A 13,544-nucleotide genomic window follows, 5' to 3' on the forward strand; every position below is an offset into this window, starting at 1 on the left:
CTGAACCCCGTTTTAGATCCTAAAACAGTGGTTCTAAAACTTGGAAACAATTAGCTTGCCACAACTCCTCACATTTGTATGAAAAATAAGCGTAACAATAATTTAATATTTGTTACCGCTGCGATTTAAAAAACAAAAAAGCCACGCTACGCACTATCTTCTGATAAAGCACGCATGACAATAATGATTATTGTGAGTAAATCGCGAGGACGATGTAGGGCTAAGCTTTCGTGGCGCGTATCATACCATTGTCTAAACAAAAGTGAGCAAATTAACTGCATTTTTTTTAAATTTTTTGTATTTTTTTTGAATATCTAGGCCTTATAATACCTAACTTAGAGCGAATAAAACGATTTTAAAATTTGCCAATCGTAAATTCTAATTAAAATATCGGGTTTGGATAGATTTATTTAATCGTACTCAAGCTGATATGATTTTTTATATTGAATAAACTCGATATAAAAAGTGTCATTATCGTCTTCGAATTTATTAAGTCATTGTATAAGCATCACGATTGAACAGGCAGGTGAATTGATGAAATATGATGCGCAAAGGCAGGTAAATGAGTCATCACCCGACATGCTGTCGGCAAGCGGACTGAGTCTTTAAAGAAACCAGTAATTAAAATAAGGCGCGTAGTTGACGCAAGATTTCATAATGTGTCGCAAGCTCTGGATTAAACCATACAATCTGCAACAATAATAAGCCAAATAAAATTAAGTTAATCACACACCAGATTAGATAGTATTTCCAGTGTTTACTTTTCCGTTGTTTTATTTGCTGCTGACGCAAGTTGTCACGATCACTCGATAAATACAACAATGGAGAATTTAAGCTGTCTATACTTTGAAAATATTTTAAATTGTTGAGATAGGTTAATAAGTCAATATTGGAGTTTTCAATTTTCTGCTGAAAAATCTCAAGCACATTGGGTTTTTCATTGTCATGCTGTATGGCGGATGTAACATGATGCAGCTCATCAAATTTATCAACTAGCGTTACTGGTACATACAAATGTGTGATGGCATTAAAAGTGAAATTACACTTTGCGCAACAAACCATACCCTGAGCCAGCGTAAGCTGTTTTTGCGTTACGTGGTAAATCGTTTTGCACTGAGGGCAGCGGGTTTGTTTGGCGCTCATGTATAGACCAGCCTCGTCTAAAGCTTACGCGTGGCGTTTTCCAGAAATACGACACCAGTTTTCTTCGCGTTTCTCGATTTGCAAGATATCAAAATACTGCGTGTAAACGGCCGAGACATCTTCAACCTGTTCTTCGATCACGCCTGCAAGTGCAAATTCGCCTTCAGGTTTTAGTAGCGTTGCAAATTCAGGTGCCAGCATCATGAGTGGGCTAGCCAGAATGTTTGCCACTAATACATCAGCTTGAGATTCTTTTGATTTAAATTCTGCATCAAACTCTTCAGGTAAGCCAACATACAAACGATCAAGTACGCCGTTGAGTTCGGCATTTTGCTTGGTTGCAAGTACCGCTTGCGGATCGATATCGGTGGCATATACCTTTTTAGCACCCAATAAAAGCGCTGCAACGGCTAAAATGCCTGAACCACAACCAAAATCAATCACCGTCTTGTCTTTTAGATCGCTTTGCCCCAACCATTGCAGGCATAAGAATGTACTGGCATGATTACCGGTTCCAAAAGCTAGGCCCGGATCAAGCTTAATATTGACTGCATCTGCATCGGGTGCATCTAGCCACTCAGGTACAATCCAGAACTTCTCGCTAATTTGGATCGGATCATAGTAATCCATCCATGCGCGTTCCCAGACTTGATCTTCAAGTTGTTCATGACGCATTGGTGCATTAGGCAATTGCGCACTTAAAAACGCTTCAAGTTTGGCAACATCGATTGGATCTTGCTCATCTTCTTGATAAATTCCAGTCACAATCACTTTATTCCAAAGCGGTGTTTCGCCTGGAAGCGGTTCAAGTAATGCCTGATCTTCTGCATCATCTAAAGTGACACTGACTGCTCCGAGTGACAAAAGCAATGTTTCAGTGAAATCAACGTGTTCTTGATCGACAGTAATGTGTATTTGTAACCACTTCACGGGAATGAGACCTAAATTTTCTTCTAAAGCGGTATTGTAACGGATAAATGCAAAGCCAGAACATTAATTTCTTAAGCCATACGATTTATCCGTATTTATGGCGCTTTACTCGGTTTTTATAGCCATCTTATTTTCAGTCGTTATGGGTGAATAACGCTTCAACATACTGCCGAAGAGGGCAGCAAAAATGTACATGAAGATTGAGTAAATAGCGGCTGGCATGGCGATGGTGGTACTCGATAAAATCGTGAGCGCAATGGTCATGGCCAATGTACTGTTATGAATCCCAATCTCAAACGCACAGGCGCGCGCTTGCGTACTATTAATACCGAAGTAGCGTGGTACAAAGTAACCAATGAACAGGCTTGCAAAACAAAAAAGTGCAGTTGCCAGTCCGACTTGAGTAATGTACTCCATAATATTGTGTCGCTCTTTGGTAAGGGCTGCCAAAATAATAAACACCAAAAAGACCACAGCAAAGGTTCGTACGGGCTTATGCAAGCGATCTGCCAGACGAGGCAAAGTATGCCGTATAATCATGCCCAAGCAGACTGGAACCAAGATGATTAAAAACACTTGAATCACTTTACTAAACTGTAATCCGAGCTGCTGACCGTCGTTAATAAAGTGTTGAATTGCAAGATTGACAATAAAAGGTAAGGTAAACGCGGCGATGACCGAGTTGATTGCAGTAAGCGTAATATTGAGTGCAATATCACCTTGATATAAATAACTGAATAAATTTGCAGTCGGCCCACCCGGTGATGCGGCGAGCAACATTAAGCCAACGGCAAGGAGGGGTGAAAGGCTTAACAGTTTGCAGATGAAAAAAGCAATTCCAACCAGAATGACCAATTGACATACTAATGCCAGTAAAACTGCCTTAGGGTGCTTAGCAACGCGTGTGAAATCCTGAGGGCGAAGTTCCAGACCAAGCCCAGCCATGATAATGGCAAGCGCAATCGGGAGGAATACCGTAATAATACCTAAATCCATTTTTTAAATCCTGAATGAGCTGTTGTTTTAATTCTGTCGTGACTTTTATGTTATTTCATAGATCATTGATACATACAAAAACACAGGTTATTAAAACCTGTGTTTTTACTGGGCGAAATAATTTGAATCGTTTGGGTTATGGCGCAGGTGCTTTGAACTGCAATTTGCCATCGGCATTTGGCTGACAGGTACCATTGAATGTGACACCTTTGTAGCCATAAGAGGCCCAGTCACCTTGCTTTTTCTTCATACACGCTTTTATCTGAGCATTGGTTTCTGCTTTGGTCATTTCAGCATTTGCCATACTCATTGCTGCTAAGCTGACAATTGCCACAGAAAAAGTTTTTAACATGATGTTTTTCATTTTGCATACCTATTATATAAATTTGATTTTGAAAGTGATTCATAAGTGGTGGTACATTTTTTATTCTAAAATTGATTTTAAAAAAGTCTATTGCTTTCTATTTTAATACTGAAACAAATTGTCAAAACCTGTGTGCGACTATGAATTTTGTATCAATAATTTTGTAATAACATGCATGATCCTAGGGTGAACTTTGCTATAATGTTCCGTCTTTTTTTTCTGGTGATTTTTTGCCATGCATTATCCTAAAGTTTATGATGTTATCGTGATCGGTGGCGGGCACGCAGGTACCGAGGCGGCATTGGCTGCTGCACGTATGGGACGACAGACTTTGCTCTTGACTCACAACATTGAGACTTTAGGGCAGATGAGCTGTAATCCGGCCATTGGTGGTATTGGTAAATCGCATTTGGTTCGCGAAATTGATGCCTTGGGCGGTGCTATGGCGCTGGCAGCAGATAAAGGGGGGATTCAATTTCGAATTCTCAACTCAAGAAAGGGTGCAGCCGTTCGTGCTACGCGTGCACAGGCAGACCGTGTACGCTATAAAGCGGCTATTCGTGATTCACTTGAAAACCAGCCAAATCTAGATATTTTTCAGCAAGCAGCTGATGATCTGATTGTAGAAGGTGATACCGTCAAAGGTGTTGTCACCCAGATGGGCATTCGTTTTGACACCAAAACAGTGGTTTTGACCACAGGTACGTTTTTGGGCGGTGTGATTCATATTGGCTTAGAAAAGTCGAGCGGTGGTCGTGCCGGTGATCCGCCTTCTATTGCTTTGGCTGATCGTTTACGTGAGTTAAAACTTCCGGTGGGACGTCTTAAAACAGGTACGCCACCACGTATTGATGCACGCTCGGTTGATTTTTCTGTCATGACGGCTCAGCCAGGTGATTTTCCATCTCCTGTGATGTCGTTTATGGGTGATGTATCCATGCATCCAGAGCAGGTAAGCTGCTATATCACGCACACCAACGAAAAAACTCATGACATTATCCGTGGTGGACTGGATCGTTCACCAATGTATACGGGCGTGATTGAAGGGGTTGGCCCACGTTATTGCCCATCTATTGAAGACAAGATTCATCGTTTTGCCGATAAAGATTCACATCAGGTATTTTTGGAGCCTGAAGGGCTAGATACGCACGAACTTTATCCGAACGGGATTTCAACATCATTGCCGTTTGATGTTCAGTTTGAATTGGTCCGTTCAATTCGCGGGATGGAAAATGCCCATATTTTGCGTCCAGGCTATGCCATTGAATACGATTATTTTAATCCGCAAGCATTAAAATTTACTCTAGAAACCAAAGCGATCCAGAACTTGTACTTTGCAGGTCAGATCAATGGCACAACCGGTTATGAAGAAGCTGGTGCGCAGGGTCTATTGGCGGGTCTAAATGCAGCACGTCGTGCATGGGATCAGGAACAATGGACGCCTAAACGTGATGAAGCATATATGGGTGTGTTGGTCGATGACTTAATTACCTTGGGTACGAAAGAACCCTACCGTATGTTTACATCACGTGCCGAGTATCGCTTAATGCTACGTGAAGATAATGCAGATCAGCGTTTGACCCCGATCGGACGTGAACTTGGATTGGTCGATGATATCCGCTGGGCAGCTTACTGTGAAAAAATGGAAGCAGTTGAAACTGAAACGGCACGCTTGGCGCACCTTTGGGCTGCACCAAACAACCCAATGGGTAAAAAGTTTGTCGAAATGACTGGTGCCGACTTAAGTAAAGAGTGCAGTGCAATCGATTTGCTTAAACGCCCAAACATTAACTTTACCCAAATTGCTGAGCTTACAGGTTCAGATGTTGCTGTACATGTGGGTGAGCAAATTGAGATTGCAGTCAAGTATGAAGGCTATATCAATCGTCAGCACGAAGATGTCGCACAGCTCAAGCGTCTTGAAGAAACAAAAATTCCAACAGATTTTGATTATGACGCTGTATCTGGTTTATCAAGAGAAATTACGCAGAAGCTCAAAACCGTTCGTCCTGATACGCTAGCTCAAGCGCATCGCATTCCGGGTGTAACTCCTGCAGCCGTTCAGCTCATTATGATTACTATCCGAAAAAATGCGCAATTAAAGAAAACAGCATAGTTTAAGCCTTATGCTGAACAAAAAGCCCAATTTTGATTGGGCTTTTTTTATGAACGTAAAGACGAAAGCAGAAATACTGTTAAACATTTAAATGCATATTCTGTGCGTTTTTTCTTATTTTTCATCTGATCAAATTTTTTCTATAGTGTCTTTACATTCTAAAGCAAGAGGTAATGTTTATGACCATGAAATCCATTCGTTACAACGGTTATGACCTTGCATGCTGTTTTTCATGTATGGCTTAACACGTATTACGGGTGTCACACTGAAGAGCGGGGCTTCATGTGGCAAGTTCTGTACAATAAAAACTGACAGCGCAAAACTAAGAACAGCAATAAAAACGATTTTCAAGAGAGCATAGTTGCTCTCTTTTTTTATTCTTCTATTTCATTGACGGCTTGATGAAGTTCGGCTGGTTCAATATGAATGAGTTTTTTACCAAAACTTCTGAGCCACCATACCAATTGTGATGTAAACGGCACTTCAGCGCTCACTTCATACAGATTTTCATCGATCATCTGAATATGCTGTTCTTTGGTAAGCTGGCTTTCGTAAAAGCTCTGCGCCGTACTTTCATTAACGGTGAGTTTGAGCTGAATCATCTCGGTCGGTTTACTGTAATCAAAACGGAAACCAAGGGCACCCGACTCAATGTAGTCATCGATATCGAAATCGACGGGGTGCAAAGCGCGCGAATTCAGTACAGTTGCTGATTTAAAACGGTGCAAGGCAAAGGTTTGCACTTCACTTTTACCATGACGAGTACAGATCAAATAAATAATTGCACCTTTTTGAACCAATGCAAGTGGATTTAAAATATAGGTTTTTTCATCTGCCTGAATATTGCGTGGTGTGTAAATACATTCGATTTGCTTGTCTTGCAATAAACCTTCGTAAATTGCCTGCTGAGCCTGCTTGTCGACAGTGGGTGGAATCAGAGGTTGGCTAGCAGGTACAATCCGAACGCGATTGATCCACTGTCTGACGTTATTTTGAGTAGACAGGCTTCGACGAGCCAGATCAAACCATGGGTTCATTTCATCGATCAAACTGGGTGGAAGTAAATGTTTGAGATGCTGTTCCACCATCATAAACGTAACGGCCTGAGAGCTGGTCATGTGCGGTAAACTTTGTAGCGGTGCATCTGCTCGCCAGCGCCATCCCTGAGGAACGGTTTTATTGCTTTCGATTGGAAATCGTTGTGCAATCTGGTTTAAATCTCGCTGTATGGTACGCAAACTGATTTCAATGCCTTCACGCTCTAAAATTTCTTGCAATTCACGTGTGCCCATCCATTTTCCGGTCGAGAGTCGTGATAAGATGTGCCACTGGCGAAAGAGGCTATTCGATGTTTCTTTTTCTTGTGAAGACATAAGCGACTAAATCAAACAAAATACTTTAATTACCTACACCTTAAAAAAACTATTTTGGTTTGGCAAGAATGTAAGAACAATATTGCCTATATTTTGATACAGGTTAATAGATGAAATACATCACAACTCGGTTCATTATGTAAGACAAGAAACACAAAGAGACAGCGAAATGGCATCATATTTGCTAGTCATAAAATAAGTAAACGAGAAAGGCGAGGTCTGTATGTTAGAAGAAGAGAAAGACTTGCATACGATAAGTGAGCATTATATGAAAGAAAAATTGACCAACGTTTTATCAACCCAGCCTTCGTTTCTGAACCAGCTTAGCGTAAGCACAAATCTTTTTGATCAACTTAAATCTAAGTTTTTTAACGAGATGCTGGATGATGTAACGTCTAACGGAGAAGCATCAAAAAAAATTGAACAATGGCTATCGACTCATTCATTGGAGGAGTTAAAACAGTTAAATAATCATGCGAAGCAGCACTTTTTGTATGAAGGAATTACGTTTACGGTTTATGGCGATCAGGAAGGAACAGAGCGAACTATCCCATTTGATCTTATTCCACGAATTATTGAAACAAAACAATGGGAAAAAATTTCTACAGGTTGTGAACAGCGGGTTAAGGCACTTAATTTATTTTTAGACGATATTTATCACCATCAAAATATACTCAAAGAAGGTATTGTACCGCATACACAAATTATGACCCACGAAGCTTTTCAGCCACATATGCTGAACCATAGTTTAAAAGGGCAGGTTTATTCACAAATTAGCGGTATCGATATTATTCGAGATGGAAAAGGTGAGTTTTTTGTTTTAGAAGATAATCTACGTACACCTTCTGGCGTTTCATATATGCTGGAAAGCAGAAAAATCAGTAAAAAACTGATGCCAGAACTTTGTGTTGCAAACAAGCTACATGAAATCGAACAATATCCAACAGTGCTCAAGGCGATTCTGGCCGAAAATGCAAATGTGGATAATCCTTTAATTGTGATATTGACACCGGGTCGATTTAATAGTGCTTACTATGAACATGCCTTTCTCGCTCGAGAAATGGATGTTCCTTTAGTCACTAGTCGCGATTTGTATGTTGAAAACGATACGGTTTATGTCAAGACGATACGTGGTCGTCAACGTGTCGATGTGATTTATCGTCGTATCGATGATGCATTTTTAGATCCGCTTACATTTAGACCTGACAGTAGCTTAGGTGTACCAGGTTTGATGTCTGCATATTTAAAAAATCGTGTGGTGATTGCCAATGCACCGGGAACGGGTGTGGCCGATGACAAATCGGTTTATCCGTATGTCGATGACATGATTAAATTTTATCTGAATGAAACTCCAATCTTAAAGAATGTCCCGACTTACCAGTGCCGCCTGGATGAACATCTAGACTATGTACTTGGTAATCTTGAGCGTCTGGTGGTTAAAGAGGCTCAGGGCTCGGGAGGATACGGAATGTTGATTGGGCCAAAAGCTGAATCTGCTGAAATTTCCGAATTTAGAAAAAAAATCCTTGCGCATCCGCATTTATATATTGCTCAACCTACACTCGATCTATCGGTTGCTCCGACATTAACTCAGGATGGTATTGCTGAACGTCATATCGATTTACGACCATTTGTACTGACTTCACCTGATCGCACTGAAATTGTTCCTGGTGGTTTAACCCGAGTTGCCATGAAAGAAGGCTCTCTTGTGGTTAATTCTTCACAGGGTGGCGGAATTAAAGATACGTGGGTTGTTGATGCACTGCATTCCTAACTAAATCAGGAAGGAACTTTATGATTTTACTTAGTTCAAACGCGAATAATATTTTTTGGTTAGGGCGCTATTTAACGCGCATCCAGTACTTTTGCAATAAACTCCCTTTTACGGACGATCAAAAGGCAATTGATTTTAGTCATGCGTTTTGTTTGCCAGCTTATGATGCTGCATCACTCAACACCTTGGCACTTGATCCTGAACAGCAATTTTCATTAATGAGCCAGTTTGCAGTGGCACGCGATAATATTCATGAACTGCGCGCCGTATTGAGTGCAAATACATACGCTGAAATGATTCAACTAGTGAAAAATGCCAGTAGTCAGCCGGGTTATATATGCGATGTTGTTTCGGAATGTAATGAGCTGCTGGAGTCTGAATCTGAAGATGTCTTTTTGTTTTTTAGTTTGGGTCAAAAGCTTGAACTGCTAGACAGTCTGATACGGTTTAAACAAGACCCATCAGCGGTATTAAATGAAATCGATGTGATTGTAGGGCTATTAAATGAATTGGGATGGACTGCACTTGATGATGCTTGGATTTCATTGAAGCAGTCTCCAGACACCATGTCACTTTATCACTTTGGCGATCAATTGCAGTTAATGTTTGAGGGAACTGCATGAAGTTAATGGTGAACCATCAAACCCATTACCATTACAGTGAAATGGCGTGTAACAGTATCCAGTATATCAAGATGGTTCCCCAAAGTTCAGCGCATCAAACTGTACATAACTGGGACATTAGTGTCCCAGGTGTACATGATGTTCAGCGCGATATCTTTGATAATATTTGGATGACTTCGTCGCAACGTTTTAATTATCTGAATCTAACCATTATGGCGCAGGGTATAATTGAGTTGTCTCCTCGAAGTGGTGTAAACCATGCACTGCACCTACCTGTGGAATTGTTTTTGCAACATACACCTGCAACACAATGCTCGGTTGAGATGCTGGACTTTGCGATGTCTATTATGAGTAATAAAACGCTCAATAGTTTGCGTGTTTTGAGTGAACGTATCTTAAGTCACGTCTCGTATTTGCCTGAATCGACAACAGTGCAAACCACTGCGGAGCATGCGTTTGAGTTAAAAAATGGTGTGTGTCAGGATCATGCCCACATTATGGTGGCAATGTGCAGGGCGCTTGGATTACCTGCGCGCTATATTTCTGGTTATTTGTATGATAATAATTCGCCGCACTTGGCCAGTCATGCATGGGCGGAAGTGTATCTTGACGAAAAATGGCATTGTTTCGATGTCAGTAATCAGATTTTTGAGCCAAACACGTTAATTTATGTTGCAATAGGACGTGATTATTTTGATGCCGCTCCTGTACGGGGGATTCGTGAAAAGGGGGGTATTGAAAAGATGATATCAACGGTGCAAGTGTTGGCGTGTTAGATGGAAGTGGAATATATGACCTATTGTTGTGCATTACGTTTAAAAGATGGTTTGGTGTTTATCAGTGATACACGAACAAATGCAGGTGTGGATCAAATCTCGGTTTTTCGCAAACTTTATACTTTTGGTAAAGAAGGGGATCGTATTATTGCGATTCAAACTGCCGGGAATTTAGCAACGACTCAGGCGGTGATTGGACATTTGCGTAATCAGTTAACGTTGCAAGAAGAGCCAAATATTTATACGCTCAATACCATGTTTGAGGTGGCGCAGCATGTTGGGCGTACTTTGCGTAAAATCATTGCAGATGTGACCGATGATACACAAGAACAAAGTAATTATTATTGTAACTTGTTGGTAGGCGGACAAATTGGTCATACTGAAATGCAGTTATATCATATTTATCCTCAAGGGAATTTTATCTGTGCCACTAAAGATACGCCATTTTTTCAAATTGGGGAAAGTAAATATGGTAAGCCGATTCTAGACCGTGCGCTTACCTACGATATGCCACTCGATGAAGCTGTACGCTGTAGCTTAATTTCGTTTGACTCGACGCTCAGATCAAATGTATCTGTGGGTATGCCACTCGATTTGCTGGTTTATCGTGTGGATACATTGAAAATGCCAAGAGGAAAACGAATCACTCAACAAGATGAGTATTTTCAAAAGATCAGCCGACAATGGTCTGAGACTTTGCGCCGTGGTCTACATGAAATTCCTAAACCTGAAGAAGACTATCTGGAATAAAGACTTAAATTTATTCCAGATAAATGCAGTCAGCTCAATTTAAATTTTTTGACGCTGTGGACGTTGGGTAAGACGACACAGCAGTTCATAGCCGATCGTTCCATTGGCTTTAGCTACATCATCGACCAAGCGTTTTTCGCCCCACAATTCGACTTCTGCTCCAAGTTCAATCTGTTCATCTGTGATATCAATAGCCAGCATATCCATACTCACGCGACCAATTAGTGGCTTTAATTGGCCATTTATTGAAACATAATTTTGTTCAATAAAGGCACGCGGGTAGCCATCACCATAGCCAATCGAAACGATGGCAATGTCCATTGCATGGGGCGCAGTAAATAGTGAACCGTAACCAACACGATCACCCGTATTAAGATGATTGATTGCCATCACACTGGCAGTTAAACGCATCACTGGTTTCAGGCCTAATTCTTCTATACTTCGATCTGCAAATGGGCTTGCACCATAAAGCATAATACCTGGGCGGACATAATCAAAATGCAACTCTGGCCAGTTATAGATCGCGGCTGAATTACAGCACGAGAGCTCAATAGGTGCGCATTGAGATTGAATGCTCAGCAGGGTGTCGATCTGCTGCCGATTCATGGGATGATCAGGCTCATCTGCATTGGCAAAATGCATAGTTAAAATACAGTGAAAACCTTCAGATTGTAGTAATTTAATTACATCTACAATCACTTCTGGTTTAAAACCCAAGCGGTTCATGCCGCTATTGAGTTTGACCCAGACCTTAAGTCCTTGCGCGTTATATTGGGTTTTGTGAGCAAGCAGCCAGTTTAATTGCTCAGCCTGATGAACCACGCATTCGAATCGGTGCTGAAGTACAATAGGCATTTCTTGTTCTGAAAACACGCCCTCTATGAGTGTCACAGGGTGTTGATAGCCAGCTTGTCGGATTTCTAAGGCTTCACTCAAGCACGCCACCCCAAATGAATCTGTGGCATTTAAGGCATCTAAACAGTCTTTGACACCATGCCCATAAGCATTGGCCTTGACCATACTCACCACCTTGGCATTTGGTGCCAGCGCTTTAACACGATTAAAATTATGCTGAAGTGCTGTTTGGTCGATGTAGACTGTCGCTTGACGCACCCTGATTACTCCCTTGCAAATCTAACTTACTCTTCGTCATCGTATTGGCTGTAATACTCTGGCGAGAGATTACTAAAGCGTGTGTACTGTCCCTCAAAAGCCAATCGCACAGTACCAATTGGGCCGTTACGTTGCTTACCAATGATAATTTCGGCGGTGCCTGCTTCTTTAGATTCTTTGTTATAGACTTCATCACGATAAATAAACATGATTAAGTCGGCATCCTGCTCAATCGCACCCGATTCACGCAAATCTGACATGACTGGACGTTTATTGGGTCTATTTTCTAAACTACGGTTGAGCTGAGATAGTGCAATCACAGGACATTCCATCTCTTTGGCAAGTGCTTTTAAACTTCGCGAAATTTCACCAATCTCACCTACACGGTTGTCACCCATGCCCGGAACTTTCATGAGCTGCAAATAGTCGATCATGATACAGCCGAGTTTACCACCATGTTGTTTGGCAATACGTCGAGCCCGTGCACGAACTTCTGTGGGTGGAAGTGCGGAGGAGTCATCGATGTACAAATGCTTTTCTTGAAGTTGTAAAATTGTACCCGTGACCTTCGACCATTCATCGCCGTCGAGCTTGCCCGAACGTAAATGTCCTTGATGCACTTTGCCATAAGATGAAATCAGACGCATGGCAATCGAATCTGCGGGCATTTCCATCGAAAATACCAACGCAGGTAAATTACAGTTGAAAAGTACACTTTCGACCAAATTCATGGCAAAAGTAGTTTTACCCATTGATGGACGTGCGGCCACGATAATCATATCGCCAGACTGCATTCCGTAGGTTTTATTATCAAGCTCAAGAAAACCAGTAGATAGCCCGGTAATATTGCCATCAAGTTTCGATAGTTCATCGAGTTTGGTGATGACATCTGCGGTTACCGAGCTAATCGATTTTGGGCCTGCATCTTTTTTGTTGTTATTGTGCTGTTCGGCCAGCGAAAAAATATTGGTTTCAGCCAAATCCAAAATTTCGCTGACCGGGCGACCTTTGGTGTCATAGGCATTTTGTAAAATGTCACTGCTGACCTTGATCATGCTTCGAAGTGTTGAAAACTCTTTAATTTTATTGGCATAGGTTTCAAGATTGTAAAAACTCGATGGCGAATCTGCCATTAGTTGCATTAAATATTCTTCACCGCCAATGGCATCGAGTAGATTTTGTTTGAGTAACCAGTCATTGACCAATACAGCATCGTACGGAGAGTTCTCAAGGGCTAATTTTTCAATAGCACGATAGATATATTTATGGCGTGTCGCATAAAAATCATTTTCTTTGAGTAAGTCACCCACTTGTTCAAAAGATTCGGCAACGGTCATTAAGGCTGCCAAAACAGCTTGTTCAATAGCTAAATTATGCGGTGGGGTACGAAATTCTTTTAACTGACCTGAGTCACTCACTTTACTCTCTGTGTTTGGAGAATTTTTTGTAAAATTGGCATTCGCCTGTGACATAGCAAGACCTAATAAAAAGATGAACCAAAAACCAAGTGCCTATCTTAATGCAAATGCAGCGGAACAGGACAAATAAATTCATTGAAAATTGTGTAAGCAGTACAATAGTCTATT

The 13,544-nt window shown here is 41.2% G+C and carries 12 protein-coding genes; 5 read left to right on the forward strand and 7 right to left on the reverse strand.

Going from position 1 to position 13,544, the window contains the following annotated elements; all coding sequences use genetic code 11:
- Nucleotides 1-621: 621 nt before the first annotated feature.
- From QLG00_RS02860 to QLG00_RS02875, 4 genes are all read right to left on the reverse strand, one after another.
- Complete coding sequence (locus QLG00_RS02860; RefSeq protein WP_282470469.1) at nucleotides 622-1,143, reverse strand: MJ0042-type zinc finger domain-containing protein; 522 nt, start codon at nucleotides 1,141-1,143, stop codon at nucleotides 622-624.
- 24 nt (nucleotides 1,144-1,167) lie between these two features.
- A complete protein-coding gene (gene prmA, locus QLG00_RS02865; protein ID WP_282470470.1) occupies nucleotides 1,168-2,073 on the reverse strand; it encodes a 50S ribosomal protein L11 methyltransferase in 906 nt (301 codons plus the stop codon).
- 105 nt (nucleotides 2,074-2,178) lie between these two features.
- On the reverse strand, nucleotides 2,179-3,069 hold the full coding sequence (locus QLG00_RS02870) for a bile acid:sodium symporter family protein (RefSeq protein ID WP_282470471.1): 891 nt from the start codon (nucleotides 3,067-3,069) through the stop codon (nucleotides 2,179-2,181).
- A gap of 136 nt (nucleotides 3,070-3,205) precedes the next feature.
- Nucleotides 3,206-3,433 (reverse strand): hypothetical protein, encoded by a 228-nt coding sequence (locus QLG00_RS02875; protein WP_004938933.1) that lies wholly within the window; start codon nucleotides 3,431-3,433, stop codon nucleotides 3,206-3,208.
- Between the two features lie 235 nt (nucleotides 3,434-3,668).
- Here QLG00_RS02875 and mnmG point away from each other — a divergent pair, with 235 nt between their 5' ends.
- Nucleotides 3,669-5,549 carry a tRNA uridine-5-carboxymethylaminomethyl(34) synthesis enzyme MnmG gene (gene mnmG / locus QLG00_RS02880; RefSeq protein WP_076032144.1) on the forward strand — a complete coding sequence of 627 codons (1,881 nt, stop codon included), beginning with the start codon at nucleotides 3,669-3,671 and terminating at the stop codon, nucleotides 5,547-5,549.
- 374 nt (nucleotides 5,550-5,923) lie between these two features.
- Here the strand turns inward: mnmG and QLG00_RS02885 are convergent, their stop codons facing one another.
- A complete protein-coding gene (locus QLG00_RS02885) occupies nucleotides 5,924-6,922 on the reverse strand; it encodes a WYL domain-containing protein (protein WP_004938928.1) in 999 nt (332 codons plus the stop codon).
- Nucleotides 6,923-7,145: 223 nt separating this feature from the next.
- Here QLG00_RS02885 and QLG00_RS02890 point away from each other — a divergent pair, with 223 nt between their 5' ends.
- The 4 genes from QLG00_RS02890 to QLG00_RS02905 are packed head-to-tail and all read left to right on the forward strand — an operon-like array spanning nucleotide 7,146 to nucleotide 10,845.
- A complete protein-coding gene (locus QLG00_RS02890) occupies nucleotides 7,146-8,696 on the forward strand; it encodes a circularly permuted type 2 ATP-grasp protein (RefSeq protein ID WP_282470472.1) in 1,551 nt (516 codons plus the stop codon).
- 20 nt (nucleotides 8,697-8,716) lie between these two features.
- Nucleotides 8,717-9,319 carry an alpha-E domain-containing protein gene (locus tag QLG00_RS02895; protein WP_025094465.1) on the forward strand — a complete coding sequence of 201 codons (603 nt, stop codon included), beginning with the start codon at nucleotides 8,717-8,719 and terminating at the stop codon, nucleotides 9,317-9,319.
- Nucleotides 9,316-10,095, forward strand: a complete 780-nt coding sequence (locus QLG00_RS02900) for a transglutaminase family protein (protein ID WP_151976402.1) — start codon at nucleotides 9,316-9,318, stop codon at nucleotides 10,093-10,095. The genes QLG00_RS02895 and QLG00_RS02900 overlap by 4 nt, the downstream gene beginning before the upstream one ends.
- Before the next feature lie 15 nt (nucleotides 10,096-10,110).
- Nucleotides 10,111-10,845, forward strand: a complete 735-nt coding sequence (locus QLG00_RS02905; RefSeq protein WP_282470517.1) for a proteasome-type protease — start codon at nucleotides 10,111-10,113, stop codon at nucleotides 10,843-10,845.
- A gap of 39 nt (nucleotides 10,846-10,884) precedes the next feature.
- Here the strand turns inward: QLG00_RS02905 and alr are convergent, their stop codons facing one another.
- On the reverse strand, nucleotides 10,885-11,958 hold the full coding sequence (alr, locus tag QLG00_RS02910) for an alanine racemase (protein WP_282470473.1): 1,074 nt from the start codon (nucleotides 11,956-11,958) through the stop codon (nucleotides 10,885-10,887).
- A gap of 26 nt (nucleotides 11,959-11,984) precedes the next feature.
- Nucleotides 11,985-13,430, reverse strand: a complete 1,446-nt coding sequence (gene dnaB / locus QLG00_RS02915) for a replicative DNA helicase (RefSeq protein WP_004938909.1) — start codon at nucleotides 13,428-13,430, stop codon at nucleotides 11,985-11,987.
- Between the last annotated feature and the right edge of the window lie 114 nt (nucleotides 13,431-13,544).

It is taken from the genome of Acinetobacter sp. V89_7, assembly GCF_029967895.1.
Taxonomy (GTDB): domain Bacteria; phylum Pseudomonadota; class Gammaproteobacteria; order Pseudomonadales; family Moraxellaceae; genus Acinetobacter; species Acinetobacter soli.

Coding starts and splice junctions, on each gene's coding strand:
- QLG00_RS02870 (WP_282470471.1), bottom strand. CDS start 3,069: ATGGATTTAGGTATTATTACGGTATTCCTCCCGATTGCGCTTGCCATT.
- QLG00_RS02885 (WP_004938928.1), bottom strand. CDS start 6,922: ATGTCTTCACAAGAAAAAGAAACATCGAATAGCCTCTTTCGCCAGTGG.
- QLG00_RS02900 (WP_151976402.1), top strand. CDS start 9,316: ATGAAGTTAATGGTGAACCATCAAACCCATTACCATTACAGTGAAATG.
- QLG00_RS02890 (WP_282470472.1), top strand. CDS start 7,146: ATGTTAGAAGAAGAGAAAGACTTGCATACGATAAGTGAGCATTATATG.
- mnmG (WP_076032144.1), top strand. CDS start 3,669: ATGCATTATCCTAAAGTTTATGATGTTATCGTGATCGGTGGCGGGCAC.
- QLG00_RS02860 (WP_282470469.1), bottom strand. CDS start 1,143: ATGAGCGCCAAACAAACCCGCTGCCCTCAGTGCAAAACGATTTACCAC.
- QLG00_RS02895 (WP_025094465.1), top strand. CDS start 8,717: ATGATTTTACTTAGTTCAAACGCGAATAATATTTTTTGGTTAGGGCGC.
- QLG00_RS02875 (WP_004938933.1), bottom strand. CDS start 3,433: ATGAAAAACATCATGTTAAAAACTTTTTCTGTGGCAATTGTCAGCTTA.
- dnaB (WP_004938909.1), bottom strand. CDS start 13,430: ATGTCACAGGCGAATGCCAATTTTACAAAAAATTCTCCAAACACAGAG.
- QLG00_RS02905 (WP_282470517.1), top strand. CDS start 10,111: ATGACCTATTGTTGTGCATTACGTTTAAAAGATGGTTTGGTGTTTATC.